The following is a 15,206-nucleotide window of genomic DNA, read 5'->3' on the forward strand; positions in this document are numbered from 1 at the left end:
GACAGCAGTCTCTCCTCACCCTCGCTAAACCTAGCCTTACAGATGCTGTTCCTTGCAGCAGACAAACCGTCTTCACTGCAAGGAACAGCATCAACGACATACAAGTCCTATGGTGAGGCGCGCGAGACTGCATGACTGATTTGGTAAACGCACTGCTGATCGAACTCGGCAACAGAATTGGCTTTGACAACTTCTCTCTGAACGAAAACGACCAGATTTTCCTTGGTCTTGATCAGGACCTCGCCATGAGCATCGTCTGGCGAGACGAAAGCCAAACCCTACTTTTCAACTCAGTTATCAGCAAACGCGACACCAACAACCCGCAAGTCCTTGAAGCTCTGATGCAGGCCAATTGCGTGTTTGCAGACAGTCATGCCATGGCGTTCAACATCAGCCCAAAAGCAAGTTGCGTAAACCTCTCCATGGTAGTGACGATCTCTGACAGATCCTCCTTTGCCCTGCACAACAAGCTGGACATGTTCATCCGCACAGCTGCGTTCTGGCACGAGCGCCTCAAAAACCCTGAAAGTCTCAGCCCAAACTGGGATAACCCAAACCACACCAACCCCTGCCAGACCGATAATTTCGCAGATTTTGGAGCAAGAGTATGAGCAACATTGAACTCTCCAGTTTTGTAACCGCAGCCCAACTCGACAACGGTCTGGACAAACTGCACACCACGCAAGAGACCGTTACACAGCGCACTTCTCATACATCGGTTGGCGGAAAGGTACTCTCCTGGGCCAAGCTCCATATCACTGGAGATGGCCAGAAATCTGCAGATCAGACCCGTTTTCAGGAAGCATTGAAATCAGAATTCGGCAAAGACGTCGGTGAAGCCGCTTACAAGGCTTTCGTACTAAGTGATGGAAAATCCCACAGCCTGACCAAAGCACAGGTTCTGGAGTCCGTTGAGTTCGCGTTGAGTGCTCAGGAAAGCAACATCGAGGAGCAGAATGTAACCGCACGAGCGGCTATCCTCGCAAGCATCACCAAAACACATGGTACAGAGGTCGCGGCCAATGTCACCAAATTGCTGGAAGGCTCAAGCGAGTTTGCAAATGCCGGAGCAGATCCTGAGCAAATCAAAGCGACAGTCTCAGAGATCACAAAAGATGTTGCTCAGAATCTGGCTGCCCAAACAGATGCGAACATTGCAACCCACATTGAGAAATTAGGCGATCGTGAACACCTGACAGCTGCTGCTTCAGAGGCTGGCATCCAGATCGACTGGGACAATGTCTCCCCTGAGCAGATCACAAAACTGCAGGAAAACACGAAAATCAAACTGGAAGAGCAGTCCAGACCAAACAAATCAAGCTCTTCTATTCGCGGCAGTTTGAAGGATGAACAGGTACAACAGGCAGTAGGCAATCAGCTACGAGCCATCGCAGCACTGCAATCAGCAAGCGCAGGCGGAGCTGCACTAGAAAGCGTCTTCTCAGAGCTGGGCCTGCCCGCAGAGAAGATAAGCGCAGGGGCATTCGGTGAAATCGCAACCGTATTGAACGGCGTCTTCAACACGGTTTCCGGTCCTGAAGGCACGAACGACATTACTGATCAGATCGAAGATATTCTCCAAAAAAGCATCATCAACAGCGCTGTTCAGGACGTGCTGAAATCGACACTGAGAGAAACAGCCCAAACAGATGAGTTCAGCTCCCAGATTGCCCCGTTTATTCCTGAAGGAACTCCAAAAGAAATAAAAGCCGCGCAGAAATGGTTGCCTGATCTGGCTGCCAAAGAAATTGTACGCTCAATAAAAGACGGCAATGACTTTCAGGAACAAGGCGGCATCGTCAATGCAGCAAAGGCTGAGCTTGGCAAGCAGATAGAGACAGCTCAAAGCGCCAATGAAATCATCAAAGGCTTTGTAGAACACCTGACCGCTGATGAAATCAATGCAGAGCTGCTGACCGTGTTCATAGCAAAGCACTCCAACAACGCGGATGGTTTGGGCGGTGACGACAACAAGTTCGCTGCTGAACGTCACTTCACGAAGATTTTCAAGGAGCACCCGGAGATCCAGCAACAGCTGAACAACGCTTTCCGCTCCGAGAAGCTCAAGGTAAATTCGCAAGTTGTGAGTGAGGCTATCGAGCTCATTTCAACAAATGTCGAAGAACAGCTGGTCAACCGCCTTCAGCAAGCTGGGAAGCACCCGACAGAAGCTTATGCGACGGCTTCAGTGATCTCATCCACACTGAAAGGCCCATTCGTTCAGTTGTTTGCACCATTGTTGGACTCGCTAGATTCTCTTGATGAAAACTCAGTCGCAGAAGGCGAATTTTTGGAGCAAAAGCAGGCAGTAACAGATGCCTTCTTCTTCCCAAATGAACCATCGGAAAACGCAACTGAAATTGCAAACGGTCTTGTAAAGAACTTCCATAATCTCTTTGAGAGACACGACTTGCAGCTCAGCTTCTAATAAAGCAATGCGTGCCAGCAGCAGCATAGCTGCTGGCACCAATCCTATTACAGCAAAATCACTGCTGTTCCGCCAAGCGAAAGCAGAGCACCACCCCAGGCCAGGGGCCTTGGCATGTTTCCTGTTCGCATCCAGAGCAATGGCAGAATAAAGACAGGCGACAGCGAGCCAAGAATGCTGGCAACTGCTGCATCATAATGAGCATAGGCATAGAGCAGCAGAGAAACAGATATGCCATATCCAATGAAACCGGGCAGCACGACGCGAAACAACAGCATCCAGCTCATCTCTGTTGAAGACTGAACCGCCGAGACAGGCATCAATCCAACCAGGGCCACAATAAACGCAGCGCCGGTAACCCGCACCGCTGATGCTGCCAGAGGCTCGGTCCCAGCAACAAGCAACGGCTTAAGAACAAGCATTCCAATCCCTTGCGAAGCAGCTGCAACAAGCGCCAGCAACACAATCACAACCAACCCGCCACTGCGACGAGTAGCTTCAGTTTCCTGATCAGAACTTCCAAACAAAATCGCCAAGCAAATGCCGAAAAGAGCGATTGCGATGCCAACAATTTCGGTAAAGCTCAGCTCTTCGCCAAGAAACGCGAAAGCAAGCACAGCAACGATTGGCGTTTTAAGCGATAGCAGCAGCTCCGTTTGGCGCGGCCCGGCTCGGCGCAAACACGCCATCAAAGCCAGGTTTCCAATAATCACGCTGACAACAACACTCACCACAAAGGCAGGCCACTGGCTCCAATCAACTGTTTGCCAGTACCCCAACACAGAGCAAAGCACACACAGGATAGCGCCGGATGTTAGCAGTTGAATGCGCGTAAATTCAAAAACGCCAACACGTTGTAGCGGTCGGTGGGCCAACATTGATCCACATGCCCACCCTAATGATGCCGCCAGAGCAGACGACACCGCAAAAACAACCATAGCAAAACTCTCCAAACGTGCTACAATAAAAGTAGCAAGACACCGCTACAACAATCATAGCAAAAAGGAAAGCCCCATTTCTGTGAAAATACCTAAGGCAGGCAAACCGGTTCGTGGCTCAAAATCCGGCAAACCAATCATGGTTCTCTTTGATTTGCTGGGTAGACGATGGGCTCTTGGCATCATCTGGAACCTTTCAACTGGCCCGCAGACCTTCCGCACGCTCCAGTCCAATTGTGACTCTGTCTCCCCCACTGTGCTCAATACGCGCTTGAAAGAACTACGAGAATGCGGGATCGTCATGAATGGAGAAAGCGGCTACGAACTGACAGCAGAAGGCGAAGACCTGTTCACCTACCTGCAACCCTTAGGCCACTGGTCTCAAACATGGTCCCATGCAGCCAAATTGAAAGATGACCAATGAAATTCAACCATATCGGCATTCCAACCAAGGGATATTTCGAGGAAGAGATTCCCCTGCCTCACCTGCACATGACCGTCAGCGACCACAAAAACAATCCCTTCGGCATTCAATGGCAGCGCTATGATGAAGATGCGCCCTACCCTGAAATCGTGAAGACAGTGGCGCATGTGGCGTTTGAAGTTGACGATTTGGCAGAGGCGTTGAAAGACCAGAAGGTTATCATCAAACCCAACTCCCCTATCGACGGACTCACTGTCGCCTTTATCGAGGTAAATGGAGCTCCAGTTGAGCTGATGGAAGTTGACCGTACCATCTGCAAAGAAGACATCTAGCCCAGCGCTCACACCTAACAGCAACTTAATGCCACCAAGGCGCTTCCCACCTGCACTCTCAGTCTTTTTTCAGGCCCTCAATTTAAAGTTTAGAGCATCAAAGACTATGCCGGTGGCCCATGCAGCAGGAAAAACCGCCCAGCGCTGAACACAAAATCGCATTCATCCCCTTGGTGCTGATCACCACAGCGCTGTTCATGACCCTGCGCAACATGCCAATGATGGCAGAGACCGGTATGCAAATGGTCCTGCTTAACGCCATCACAGTGTTTGCTTTCCTCATTCCAACGGCATTAATTTCAGCAGAACTTGCAACAGGCTGGCCCCAAAACGGCGTATTCCATTGGGTCGAAGCAGCTTTCGGCACGCCTATCGGCTTCGTGGCTGTATTTCTGCAATGGATCCAGTCCATCTTCGGCGTCACATCAATCGTCGCCTATGCCACCGCAACACTCACGTATGCCTTTGATCCTGAGCTGGGCTCAAATCGCTACTACATCACCTTCTTGGTGCTCGCCCTCTATTGGGCTGCAACACTGATCAATTTCAGAGGAACAGAAACCTCAGAGAAAATCTCGGGTTATGCGGTCTCCGTCGGCGTCTTCTTTCCCTCTGCACTGCTGATCCTCTTTGGCATCTATTACTTGATCTCTGGCGAACCAATCGCCCTCAACACATCCGCTACAGTAGCAAACTGGGTTCCTTCACTATCCGATACCACCAGCCTCGTCTTCTTCATGAGCTTCGTCTTTGGCTTTGTCGGCATCGAAGTTTCCGCATGCCATGCAAACGAAGTTGAAAACCCGCAAAAGAATTATCCCCGTGCCATCTTCACAGCAGCTATCGCAGGCTTTGTCATCACCCTTGCAGGTGGGCTTGCCGTCTCACTCATCCTCGAAAAAGGCAATATCTCCAACATCAACGGAGCCCTTCAGGCTTTCTCTGCTTATCTGAACGCCTATAGCCTTTCCATTCTCACGCCCTTCATTGCCCTGCTGGTTGCCGTGGGCGCTGCCGGTCAGGTCAGCACCTGGATAGTTGGTCCGGTAAAAGGGATGTGGGCCGCTGGCAGAAAAGGCCTGCTGCCTGCACGCTTTGCGAAAGCCAACAAAAACAACGTCCCGACAGCACTCCTGATCCTGCAGGCATCGCTCATTTCATTAATTGCCCTGAGCTTCATTTTATTTGAGGACGTCAACTTGGTATTCCTCGTCCTCACCTCAACGGCGGTACTGCTCTATTCGCTAATGTACCTGCTGATGTTCATAGCAGCCATCCGCTTGCGCTACACTCATCCGCATATCCCTCGCCCTTACAGAGTCCCCGGCGGCAATTGGGGTATCTGGCTGCTCGGCATCATCGGCCTGCTAACGGCCATAAGCTGCTTTGCAATTGGCTTCATCCCACCGCCAACCCTGCCATTCTCATTAGAGAGCTTTGAAGGTCTTATGGTGGTGGCTGTTGTTCTGGCTCTGCTGATTCCGCTTAGCATCTGGTTCCTACACCGCAAGCAGATCTTGCATTCCCCCAAAAGTAAGGGGCAAGAGTGATGGGCAAAACACCACGCAACCAGCCAAAGCACCACATCACCCTTTGGCACCTGGTGTTTATGACCACAGCGCTCTTCATGACCATGCTGAACATGCCACTCATGGCACAAACCGGCATGAAGATTCTGTTCTTCAACACAGCAGTGATCCTCTGCTACATCCTGCCCGTAGCCCTCATTTCAGCTGAACTAGCAACAGGTTGGCCCAAACATGGTGTCTACACCTGGGTGCAGGAAGCCTTCGGCGCTCCCTTCGGGTTCATGGCAGTCTTCTTACAGTGGTTTCAGGCCATTTTCGCCATGGTCGCAACCGTCGCCTACACCGCCGCAGCCCTCGCGTTTGTGTTTGACAGGCCTCTTGATGAAAACCCATGGCTGATGTTCACGGGGGTCATCATCATCTACTGGGGCGCAACCTTCGCAAATTTCAAAGGCACTCGCATTACAAAACGCATTGCCAGCGTCTGCCTGCTGGCGGGAACTATCTTCCCATCTCTCACTATGATTACATTGGGCCTGCTCTACGTCTCTGGCCCTGCTCAACCCGCTATTGATATCAGCTTCACCACCGCCAATATCATCCCCTCCCTCTCTCAAACTTCAACCTTGTTCCTCTTCCTAAGTTTCCTCTTCGGCTTCATCGGCATGGAAGTTTCAGCGGGCCACGCAACAGAAGTTCAGAACGTTCGACGCACCTATCCAATCGCAATCCTCATCGCAGCACTGATTGGCTTCTCAATTTCTCTTCTGGGTGGTTTGACTATTGCTATGATCATTCCGGTAACGGAGATCTCAAACACGCTTGGGGTCCTGCAAACCTTCACAATACTGCTGGATCACTATGACGTGCCGAACATCTTACCCGTTGCAGCCATGTTCATTGCTGTTGGCGCTGCCGGACAAGTTAGCACTTGGATTGCAGGACCAGTGAAAAGCCTCGCAGTCGCGGGCCGCGATGGCATGCTACCCAAATTCCTGCATGGCTCAAACACTCACGATATGCCAGTGCCACTCATGTTGGTGCAGGCCACCATCGCCACACTCATAGCAACCGCTTTCCTGCTTCACGTAAAGACCAACGAGGTGTTTTTGTACCTCACCTCAACAGCGGTACTGCTTTACTCCGTCATGTACTTAATGCTCTACAGCACCGCAATCCGGCTGCGCTACAAACACCCCAATGTTCCACGGACCTATAAGGTCCCATTCGGCAACTGGGGCATCTGGGTGTTGGGCAGCATCGGCTTCAGTATCTCACTCATCGCATTCATCATCGGCTTCCGACCTCCAGACGAACCCGACTTCCCGGCAACAACTTATCTGGCAATCATTATCCCAGGCGTGTTCCTCACACTCAGTATTCCGTTCATTCTCTGGAAGGTCCGCCGCCCCAATTGGAAGTCCCGCAAACAAGCAAAAAAGCCGCGCCCCACACCATAGAACGCGACACTCCAAAACTCTATCAAACCAACACTTTGATTGGTTCTCTGCCCTACAGAGGCTTAATCCTCTGCTTCCTGCTCTTTCAACCGCGCACGCAGATCCTGCGCGTCTTCAAAGAGCTCAGTTTCTTTATTCATAACCCGCAAAGAACCGGAACCAATATCAAACCAGGCGCCATGAATATCCAGATTCCCCTGAGTGACAAGCTTTTCAATAAACGGGAATGTCATAAGGTTCTTCAGGCTCTGGCGAATACCGGCATATTCCAACGCAAGCTGAGGATCCTCATTTTTGTCAACCGGAGTACAAGCCAGCGTGATTGCAGCCGGTTCCAACATCTTGATCCACGGCCCGACAAACTGACCAGTCTTGCTGAGCTTGCCATTACTTTCGCGGAAAGCCTGAACACCACCACATTTGCAATGCCCCAGCACGACAAGATGTTTAACCTTCAGGCCAGTCACAGCGTACTCAAGCGCTGCGCTGGTACCGTGCGTACCGCCGCCTTGAATAAACGGAGGCACAAGGTTCGCCACGTTGCGAACCACAAACAGCTCACCCGGTTGCGCATGGAAGATACCTTCAGGAGTAACCCGGCTGTCACAGCAGGAAATCACCATTACTTCAGGTTCTTGACCATAGATGGCGAGGTTTTGATATTCCTCTTCAAACTGGCGATAAATCCGCTCTTTATAAAGGCCGTATCCAGTCAGCAGTTCTTTCGGAAAATCTGTCATGCGTCGCCATCTCGTTAGTGTCGGTATTGTCTGCCTATATAGCTAAGACAAACGATCTTTCAACTGGCGAAAAGACCAGAAACTTAAAAGTCTTCCCGCGTACATCCCCACAATGTACCTTACCTGTCTCTCGAAAGACAAAAACCTAATTAGCTTCTTCGAGCCATGACTTCTATTTCAACCTTCATCTCTTCCTTGATGAGGGCACAGATAACCATGGTCGCTGCAGGACGGATTTCATCAAAATACTCACCAAGTACGGCAAAAACCGCCTCTACGTTACTCCGATCAGTCACATAATAGCGCGCACGGACCACATCCTTGAGCGAACAACCAGCTTCGCCAAGCGCATCTTTGATCGTTTCCAGTGCATTAACGACTTGTGCGCCCACATCCTCTGGCATCTGCATCGTCGAATAATCATATCCGGTCGTACCTGCGACATGGACAAAGTCACCATCTACAACTGCACGAGAATATCCAGCCGTCTTTTCAAAGGGTGATCCTGAAGAAATTAGGGTTCTCTCCGACATAACAACCTCCCTCAACTACAACCCAACATGCCACGGTAAACCACCAGCAGCATTCATTACTTGCAGAATACGACCGGGACAGCTCAGATCAATTGAGAAATTGGCGCCTTAATCCTGACTACTTGATGAGAAAAAGCAGCTCAGCCCAAGCGCAGTCCATAACGCAATGCCAATCCAGTACATCAGCGGGTCTGCTGTTCTGTAGATGACATCATATAAAAGCGTGTATCCCGCGTAGAGATCCCACGCGACCCACGCTAGCAAAACAACACCAACAATCCGCCAGAAAAAGCTCACCATGGGCGAAAACCTCCTGCCACTCATAGTAACGCTTTGATCTTGAAGAAAAACCTACGGTTTTAGGGGGCAAACAGTGAACAACACAGCTCAGTCACTCAAAGTGAATCAGACGATATTTGCTAACATTTTTACTGATTCGCTTGCACAATCCTACAATTTCAACGTCAGGATGTAGGTTTAGCTAAAAACACGACACAATTACCTAATTATATTCTATATTTAATTTGCTCATTCCTACTGATTCTGAGATATAAAGGGTCTCAAACGGACAGAAAGCTTGCTTGTTTCTCTCGAGTATTTTTGTCGATCATCTGAAGCACGGATTGCGGCAACCACCACATTATCCGTCAACCTATTGAATTTGTTCAATTAAACAAGTCAATTGGACAACCAAGGAAAATACAAGGGCACAAGAAAAAAGATCAAAAGCGACATATACTATGCGAAGTGTCAACCTTCTAAGGTGTTGCTTGATAACTAAAAATACTTCTTATTCAATGCCTGCCGTGTTGTTGTTGGGGGACTACATACATGACGTTAACTGCGGTTAAGACAAAGACGTCTTGCGGTAACTTTTTTGAAGATTTTCACGTGGGCCAGATCATAAGACATGGAACACCAAAGACAATAAACGAAGGAGATACAGCTCTTTATACTGCATTATACGGATCTCGATTTGCGGTACAGTCGGGAACTGCTTTTGCAGAAACTATTGGATACCCGTATTACCCGTTGGACGACCTTCTAGTCTTCCACGTGGTCTTCGGTAAAACAGTGGGAGATATCTCACTGAATGCCGTCGCAAACCTGGGGTATTCCGACTGCCGGTTCCTGATGCCCGTCTATGCCGGAGATACAGTCTCCGCCACTTCAGAAGTCATCGGGCTGAAAGAAAATTCAAACGGCAAAACCGGTGTTGTTTACGTGCGCTCTACTGGCTATCGCCACAAAGAGCCAGGGAATCCTGAGAAGGTTCTGGAATACACCCGATGGGTCATGGTGAAGAAGCGTGATGAAACCGCGACTGCGCCAGAAGTAACCCTACCGGATCTTCCAGATGGAATTTCTGAGGACTGCGTGGGACAAGCCGTTCCAGAGCTTTCCATAGACAATTGGGACTTTGATCTGTCTGGTTCACCATTCCGCTTCGATGATTATGAAGTGGGTGAAAAGATCGACCATGTCGACGGTATGACCGTGGAAGAAGCTGAACACCAGCTCGCAACGCGTCTTTACCAGAACACTGCGAAAGTCCACTTCAATCATCACAGCGAGAAAAACAGCCGCTTTGGCAAACGCCTGATCTATGGCGGCCATGTCATCTCGCTTGCACGTGCTTTGTCTTTCAACGGACTAGGCAATGCTTTCCATATCACGGGCATCAACGCAGGACGACACGTTGCACCACTCTTTGCAGGTGACACCGTTTACGCGTGGTCTGAGGTTTTGGACAAAAAACGGATTGAAGGAAGAAGCGATATCGCAGCATTACGCCTGCGCCTCGTCGCAACAAAAGATCTTATTTGCGGAGATTTCCCATACAAGAAGGAAAAAGGGAAATACAAAGACGGCGTAATCCTTGATCTGGATTACTGGGTCGTCATCCCGGTTTGATCTTCAACGCATCCTTGAGGAACCAAGGTCTCTCAAGGATGCGACAAAACGATAGAAATAAAACAACACAAAAAGAAAGCCCGGAGCACCATGTGCCCGGGCTTTTCTGATTTTCAATCAGCTCGAAGAATACACCTCATCGCCTCGTCAACAACTCGTCCAAATAGCGCAGTACCTCAACAGATCCACCTTCCATGCGCTTGTAGGCAGCATCTGCGCCTGCATGGTCTGCTATTCCTAGGAGGCGTGCGCATTCTTTGCCTTGTTCGTGAACTTCAGCATGAACAGGCAACAGTTTCTTAAACGCCAGACTATCGCGAACACGAGCATCATCCACCTTGTCATACCACTTGCCAAGACGGCACTGATGATGATCCGATAGCTCACTCACCTGCAAATGACTGAGGCCAACTGACATTTCGGCAAGGTGCTTCTTCCAGATTATGTGATCAGCCTTAGCACGATGCAGAATAAAGTTCGGTACGCCTCGCTTATCAAACTCAGTAAACTGCTCTTCCACGATGGATTCAGATTGAGCAACCGTCTGGATCACATGTTCAATCCGCTCATTCACATCGCGTGCATGCCCTGCAATTGCATGGACACCGCGATTGATTTCGCTGGTTGCCTCTTCCTGTTGCGTCAGTTGGCGTGCAATTTCACGCATCTGCGTACTCGCAACTCCTACATCGCGCAGCACTTCAGAGATCAAACTCTCGGCATTCTGTGAGTTATCAATACTCTTGCTGACCAGAGATTGCGCATCATTCACAGCTGAGTTCACATCGTTCACGTGAGCCTGCAAGGTCTCAATCCGGCAACGAATATCATCTGTTGCCTGCTGTGTTTGACCGGAAAGGTCCTTTACCTCGGAAGCCACAACAGCAAAACCCTTGCCTGCCTCACCAGCACGCGCGGCTTCAATCGTCGCGTTCAGTGCCAACAGATTTGTTTGCTTGGCCAGTCCTTCAATCGTACCAACAAAGGTCCCAATCTGAACAGCGGCAGCGGTCAACTCATTTGCAGCAGCAGTCATACTTTCAAAGAACCGGCCAATATGCTGGCTGGCATCTGCAGATTCTCGAGTTGCTGTTTCTCCCTGCTGCATGGCTTCATTTGCAGATTCCACCGCATCCGCAGCTCCTTGAGCGCTGGAGGCTATTTCAGAAAACGAAACGTTTAGCTCTTCAACACCGGTCGCAATTGTCTGCGCACCTTCATCCGTTTTGCGGATATGCCATGTGATTTGGGAGATCGCGGCCATCGATTCACTGGCTTGCAGGGAGTACTCTACCGTTTGACCAAGGGTACGCTCGTCCTGATCATCAAGCTTCTGCTTCAGCGATTCAAAGCGCTCATAAAGATCTGCTGGAACTCCTTCCACTTCGGGAAGTGGACGATCTTCCATCAAAGCCAACAGAAGTGCATCAATTCCTTCACGATAGATGCCGCCCACATCTGCCTGATGTGATCCCTGAGCTTTAGGTGCGCTCTTCAACATTCCGGACCAGTTCATCTTGAATTACCTTCCAAACTGCACATTCAGTGCAGATAATTCCCTAGCCGCCAATCTCTCACCACCACAACCCAGCCAAGTCACGAGAGACTGAGCAAGTAAGATCAGCGTATTTACGTACCCCACAACAGATCATTCAAGACAACAAGTGCAACTATCCCAACGTCAAACTCATGAGCTTGAAAGACTCATGCTTAAAACATACATAAATTATTACTAATAATAGCTTACTGGCCTAATAAGCATGGTTTTAGCTTTGAGATTCAATGGGTTCTCATAAGGATCAGACAAAATAAAAGCCCCGACCTTTCGGACCGGGGCTTTGAATGCATCAACCTAACTAAGCTATCAGCTCACTTCGTGCTTCAACGCATTCCGCGCCAGCATCACACCCTGCTTTTTAGTCTTCAGGATCTCGCGAGCCTTCTCAAACTTCGGATCTTCCCAGAAGATCATGCAACCGTTACAGCCGCGACCACAACAGCCTTCCAAACCAAGACGAGGAGACTTCGGCTTACGATCCTGGCTGCCTTCAGCAATCGCATCAATCAGTCGGTCGCGCTGGCTCTCATACTTGTTCTGCTGCGCATTCGTCGCCTCACCACGCGCTTCAATACGTTCTGCTGTCCGGTCCAGCTTCAGGCGACTCCACTGCTCAGGTGTCAACGGACGCTCTTTACGCACCACAGTGTTCACCGGGAAGCGATCTTTAAAGTCAGCTGCATCGTCTTTGTCGAACAGCGAGAACGGGATTCGCACCAGCGGCTGCTTGCCAGCGTGCACTTCCTCCGTAATCTCACCAGACTTTGCGTTTTCAAACTCATAGATACGCAGCAAGACGCTGTCGTCGGACAGAGGTTGTAGGAATTCCAGCACTTCCCCGGCAACGATCTTGTTCTTCACTTTCATGTAGAACGCTTCGTCAGTCACCTTCTCAACAATACCGGCAAATTCCCACTCCCCAATTGAATGTGTGTCTTCATAGTTATGGGCGTAGTTGTTCAAACGACCTTCATGGAACGCAGTGGTGTAGCCACGGTTGGCAACACTATACATCTCATCCATGTACTTCTGCGGGTTCCAGTTCTCAGGATCACGATAGTAATCATCAATCGCCATGCGGTAGGCACGTGCAACAACCGCAACGTAGTACATGGACTTGCCACGCCCTTCGATCTTCAGAGAATCCACGCCAATACGCAGGAAGTCATTCAGCTTCGGCATCAGACACAGGTCTTTGGAGTTCAGAATGTAAGAACCACGACCATCTTCCAGAATTGGCATCAACTCGCCAGGGCGGCATCCCTCTTCCAGCAAGAACTCAAACATGTCCATGTTGTCTTCGTTCAGCTCAAGCTCATTGATCGTGCCGTCTTTCATGCGCATGCGCACTTTGTAGTTCCAACGACAGGAGTTTGCACAGTTCCCTTGGTTCGCGCCACGCTCTGCCATAAAGTTGGAAAGCAGGCAGCGACCAGAATAGGTCATGCACATCGCACCATGAACAAATGCTTCCAGACGGATGTCCGGGCACTTCTCACGAATTTCAGAAAGCTCAGGAAAGGACACTTCACGCGCCAACACAACCAGATCAGCGCCCTGCTCTTTCCAGAAATCAACCGAAAGCCACGAACAAACGTTCGCCTGCGTGGAAATATGCAGCGGCACATTTGGCAGCTCTTTACGCATAAACTGGAATACACCCGGATCAGCAATGATCAACCCATCCGGATTAATATCGCGAATGGTCTCAGCATATTCCTTCAGTTTAGGAACGTCTTTGTTATGAGAAAACAGGTTCAGCGTCAGATAAACACGCTTGCCATGCTTATGCGCAAATTCAATCCCCTCAACAACCTGCTCAAGCGTAAACTCTGCCTTCGTACGCAGGGACATATCTGGCGTACCAAGGTAGATCGCATCTGCTCCATAAAGCACAGCAATCTTTAGCTTCTGAAGGTTGCCCGCAGGCATCAGGAGTTCTGAAGTTCTCATAGTGGCGACCAAATTCTCTGGTGTTTTCTAAAGCTCTGTTGTCGAGCTATTGACCAGCGCCTCGGCAGTGTCTTTGGGAAACAGCAAAAGGGCGCGTATTTAGGGGTGCTTCTAAGGGATTTCATCAAGGATGAACAGAACAATTTTGTCTCACCCAGTTTGATGGGCTACAGCAATTCCATTGCTCAGCAACACACCACTCCAACAAATCCGTATAACTATGCTTACAAAGAAATGGGCGGATACCTAAGTACCCACCCAAATCATAAGAACACTCATGTAAGCTGACGGTTAATTGCCCCCGCCGTCAGCTACAAACAGCAACACTCGCTTAATCGACGAGCGCAGCCACTGGTTCATAAGCTTCTTCATCTACGAAATCGTAGCGCAACTGATTTTCAAACCAATCACGGAAGCTGCGAATTTTGGGCTCTGCTCCACGCTTCTCACGCCACATCAGCTTATGTTCACGACCATCCCGCTGATATTCAGGAAAGATCGGCACAAGGCGTCCGGCGGTTTCAGCTTCGGCACTCAGCAGATTGGACTCTAGAACAATGCCGAACCCCTTTTCGGCAGCGTCAAGAGAAAGAGCCGCATTCTCAAACACCATCATCTCATTGACGATCGGGTTTGGAACACCAGCTTCAGACAGCCATGTCTCCCAGGAAACCGTGGCACCTTCGCTGCGAATAATCGGCAGTTTCAGCAGCTCATTCGGCTTCTTCGGGTAGCCAAGATTATCCAGCAGTTCAGGTGAAATCAGCGGACGAAACTTCTCGCGCCCTAAGGAGATTTCTTGAAACTCTTCTGGAGTATTGGACTGACGTGTGAAGACAAGGTCATACAGCCCGCCTTCAATATTCTGATCAGAGCCACTGCTGGAAACAGTCACGGTGATCTCTGAGTTATGCGCGGTAAACGAACGAAGACGGCGCAACAACCAATTGCTAGCGAAGCTTGAAGAACAATGGATACTCAAAGTATCTCTGTTCCCGACGGCTTCGATAGTGCGCGTCGCAGTTGAGATTCTGTCAAATGCCTCGGCAATCTCCGAGGCATATCGATAGGCCGCTGCAGTCGGGAAAACCGCTCTGGAACGGCGCTCAAACAGCTCCAGTCCCAGGTGATCTTCCAGCGCTTTGAGCCGGTGACTGACCGCACTAGCGGTAATTGCTAGCTTTTGGGCCGCCGAAACCAAACTCCCAGTTTCCATAACTGCACGAAACGCGACCAAAGCATTCAAAGGGGGCAAACGATTCATGAAATGCCTTATTCTTGATAGAGTGAGAGATACAACCAATATTCCGATTAATGATGTAGACGTAACATAGCGCCTCCCCAATTTGAACACCCTCAAATCAAATAGGTCACGTCAAAAATTATGTAAAAGAGCA

At 49.8% G+C, this 15,206-nt stretch carries 14 protein-coding genes; 7 read left to right on the plus strand and 7 right to left on the minus strand.

What is annotated here, in order from left to right; translation table 11 throughout:
- The first annotated feature begins 131 nt into the window (after nucleotides 1–131).
- Both PsAD26_RS27925 and PsAD26_RS27930 read left to right on the plus strand, forming a co-directional pair.
- Nucleotides 132–611: a CesT family type III secretion system chaperone gene (locus tag PsAD26_RS27925; protein ID WP_063313011.1), complete on the plus strand. Its 480-nt coding sequence runs from the start codon at nucleotides 132–134 to the stop codon at nucleotides 609–611.
- Nucleotides 608–2,428, plus strand: coding sequence for a hypothetical protein (locus tag PsAD26_RS27930; protein WP_063313012.1), 1,821 nt, complete (start codon nucleotides 608–610; stop codon nucleotides 2,426–2,428). The genes PsAD26_RS27925 and PsAD26_RS27930 overlap by 4 nt, the downstream gene beginning before the upstream one ends.
- A 47-nt stretch (nucleotides 2,429–2,475) precedes the next feature.
- On the opposite strand, the gene PsAD26_RS27935 is transcribed toward PsAD26_RS27930, so the two are convergent.
- Nucleotides 2,476–3,366: a DMT family transporter gene (locus tag PsAD26_RS27935; RefSeq protein ID WP_063313013.1), complete on the minus strand. Its 891-nt coding sequence runs from the start codon at nucleotides 3,364–3,366 to the stop codon at nucleotides 2,476–2,478.
- A gap of 82 nt (nucleotides 3,367–3,448) precedes the next feature.
- Between PsAD26_RS27935 and PsAD26_RS27940 the strand changes: the two genes are divergently transcribed.
- The 4 genes from PsAD26_RS27940 to PsAD26_RS27955 all read left to right on the plus strand — a co-directional run bounded on the left by PsAD26_RS27940 (nucleotide 3,449) and on the right by PsAD26_RS27955 (nucleotide 7,111).
- The gene (locus PsAD26_RS27940) at nucleotides 3,449–3,790 is read left to right on the plus strand and encodes a helix-turn-helix domain-containing protein (RefSeq protein WP_063300284.1); all 342 of its coding nucleotides are present in this window, start codon (nucleotides 3,449–3,451) and stop codon (nucleotides 3,788–3,790) included.
- Nucleotides 3,787–4,122 carry a hypothetical protein gene (locus PsAD26_RS27945; protein WP_063313014.1) on the plus strand — a complete coding sequence of 112 codons (336 nt, stop codon included), beginning with the start codon at nucleotides 3,787–3,789 and terminating at the stop codon, nucleotides 4,120–4,122. The genes PsAD26_RS27940 and PsAD26_RS27945 overlap by 4 nt, the downstream gene beginning before the upstream one ends.
- A gap of 119 nt (nucleotides 4,123–4,241) precedes the next feature.
- Nucleotides 4,242–5,672, plus strand: a complete 1,431-nt coding sequence (locus PsAD26_RS27950) for an amino acid permease (RefSeq protein WP_063313015.1) — start codon at nucleotides 4,242–4,244, stop codon at nucleotides 5,670–5,672.
- Nucleotides 5,672–7,111 carry an APC family permease gene (locus PsAD26_RS27955; protein ID WP_063313016.1) on the plus strand — a complete coding sequence of 480 codons (1,440 nt, stop codon included), beginning with the start codon at nucleotides 5,672–5,674 and terminating at the stop codon, nucleotides 7,109–7,111. Before PsAD26_RS27950 ends, PsAD26_RS27955 begins: the two co-directional genes overlap by 1 nt.
- Nucleotides 7,112–7,173: 62 nt before the next feature.
- On the opposite strand, the gene PsAD26_RS27960 is transcribed toward PsAD26_RS27955, so the two are convergent.
- The 3 genes from PsAD26_RS27960 to PsAD26_RS27970 form a co-directional block, all read right to left on the minus strand.
- Complete coding sequence (locus tag PsAD26_RS27960) at nucleotides 7,174–7,851, minus strand: carbonic anhydrase (protein ID WP_063313017.1); 678 nt, start codon at nucleotides 7,849–7,851, stop codon at nucleotides 7,174–7,176.
- A 149-nt stretch (nucleotides 7,852–8,000) separates the two neighbouring features.
- A complete protein-coding gene (locus tag PsAD26_RS27965) occupies nucleotides 8,001–8,384 on the minus strand; it encodes a RidA family protein (protein ID WP_063313018.1) in 384 nt (127 codons plus the stop codon).
- Nucleotides 8,385–8,492: 108 nt separating this feature from the next.
- A complete protein-coding gene (locus PsAD26_RS27970) occupies nucleotides 8,493–8,684 on the minus strand; it encodes a hypothetical protein (protein WP_063313019.1) in 192 nt (63 codons plus the stop codon).
- Between the two features lie 531 nt (nucleotides 8,685–9,215).
- Between PsAD26_RS27970 and PsAD26_RS27975 the strand changes: the two genes are divergently transcribed.
- Nucleotides 9,216–10,298 carry a MaoC family dehydratase gene (locus PsAD26_RS27975; protein ID WP_063313020.1) on the plus strand — a complete coding sequence of 361 codons (1,083 nt, stop codon included), beginning with the start codon at nucleotides 9,216–9,218 and terminating at the stop codon, nucleotides 10,296–10,298.
- 136 nt (nucleotides 10,299–10,434) lie between these two features.
- Here PsAD26_RS27975 and PsAD26_RS27980 read toward each other — a convergent pair whose 3' ends face one another.
- The 3 genes from PsAD26_RS27980 to PsAD26_RS27990 all read right to left on the minus strand — a co-directional run bounded on the left by PsAD26_RS27980 (nucleotide 10,435) and on the right by PsAD26_RS27990 (nucleotide 15,073).
- Nucleotides 10,435–11,814, minus strand: coding sequence for a methyl-accepting chemotaxis protein (locus PsAD26_RS27980; RefSeq protein ID WP_063313021.1), 1,380 nt, complete (start codon nucleotides 11,812–11,814; stop codon nucleotides 10,435–10,437).
- Between the two features lie 348 nt (nucleotides 11,815–12,162).
- Nucleotides 12,163–13,809 (minus strand): U32 family peptidase C-terminal domain-containing protein, encoded by a 1,647-nt coding sequence (locus PsAD26_RS27985; RefSeq protein ID WP_057460812.1) that lies wholly within the window; start codon nucleotides 13,807–13,809, stop codon nucleotides 12,163–12,165.
- 331 nt (nucleotides 13,810–14,140) lie between these two features.
- The gene (locus PsAD26_RS27990; protein ID WP_063291799.1) at nucleotides 14,141–15,073 is read right to left on the minus strand and encodes a LysR substrate-binding domain-containing protein; all 933 of its coding nucleotides are present in this window, start codon (nucleotides 15,071–15,073) and stop codon (nucleotides 14,141–14,143) included.
- Nucleotides 15,074–15,206 lie beyond the last annotated feature (133 nt).

The organism is Pseudovibrio sp. Ad26, assembly GCF_001623285.1.
Classification (GTDB): domain Bacteria; phylum Pseudomonadota; class Alphaproteobacteria; order Rhizobiales; family Stappiaceae; genus Pseudovibrio; species Pseudovibrio ascidiaceicola.

What these genes read in the sequence shown, in the direction of transcription:
- PsAD26_RS27975 (WP_063313020.1), top strand. Translation starts at nt 9,216, where the DNA reads ATGACGTTAACTGCGGTTAAGACAAAGACGTCTTGCGGTAACTTTTTT.
- PsAD26_RS27955 (WP_063313016.1), top strand. Translation starts at nt 5,672, where the DNA reads ATGGGCAAAACACCACGCAACCAGCCAAAGCACCACATCACCCTTTGG.
- PsAD26_RS27930 (WP_063313012.1), top strand. Translation starts at nt 608, where the DNA reads ATGAGCAACATTGAACTCTCCAGTTTTGTAACCGCAGCCCAACTCGAC.
- PsAD26_RS27980 (WP_063313021.1), bottom strand. Translation starts at nt 11,814, where the DNA reads ATGAACTGGTCCGGAATGTTGAAGAGCGCACCTAAAGCTCAGGGATCA.
- PsAD26_RS27960 (WP_063313017.1), bottom strand. Translation starts at nt 7,851, where the DNA reads ATGACAGATTTTCCGAAAGAACTGCTGACTGGATACGGCCTTTATAAA.
- PsAD26_RS27945 (WP_063313014.1), top strand. Translation starts at nt 3,787, where the DNA reads ATGAAATTCAACCATATCGGCATTCCAACCAAGGGATATTTCGAGGAA.
- PsAD26_RS27965 (WP_063313018.1), bottom strand. Translation starts at nt 8,384, where the DNA reads ATGTCGGAGAGAACCCTAATTTCTTCAGGATCACCCTTTGAAAAGACG.
- PsAD26_RS27935 (WP_063313013.1), bottom strand. Translation starts at nt 3,366, where the DNA reads ATGGTTGTTTTTGCGGTGTCGTCTGCTCTGGCGGCATCATTAGGGTGG.
- PsAD26_RS27925 (WP_063313011.1), top strand. Translation starts at nt 132, where the DNA reads ATGACTGATTTGGTAAACGCACTGCTGATCGAACTCGGCAACAGAATT.
- PsAD26_RS27970 (WP_063313019.1), bottom strand. Translation starts at nt 8,684, where the DNA reads ATGGTGAGCTTTTTCTGGCGGATTGTTGGTGTTGTTTTGCTAGCGTGG.
- PsAD26_RS27990 (WP_063291799.1), bottom strand. Translation starts at nt 15,073, where the DNA reads ATGAATCGTTTGCCCCCTTTGAATGCTTTGGTCGCGTTTCGTGCAGTT.
- PsAD26_RS27985 (WP_057460812.1), bottom strand. Translation starts at nt 13,809, where the DNA reads ATGAGAACTTCAGAACTCCTGATGCCTGCGGGCAACCTTCAGAAGCTA.
- PsAD26_RS27950 (WP_063313015.1), top strand. Translation starts at nt 4,242, where the DNA reads ATGCAGCAGGAAAAACCGCCCAGCGCTGAACACAAAATCGCATTCATC.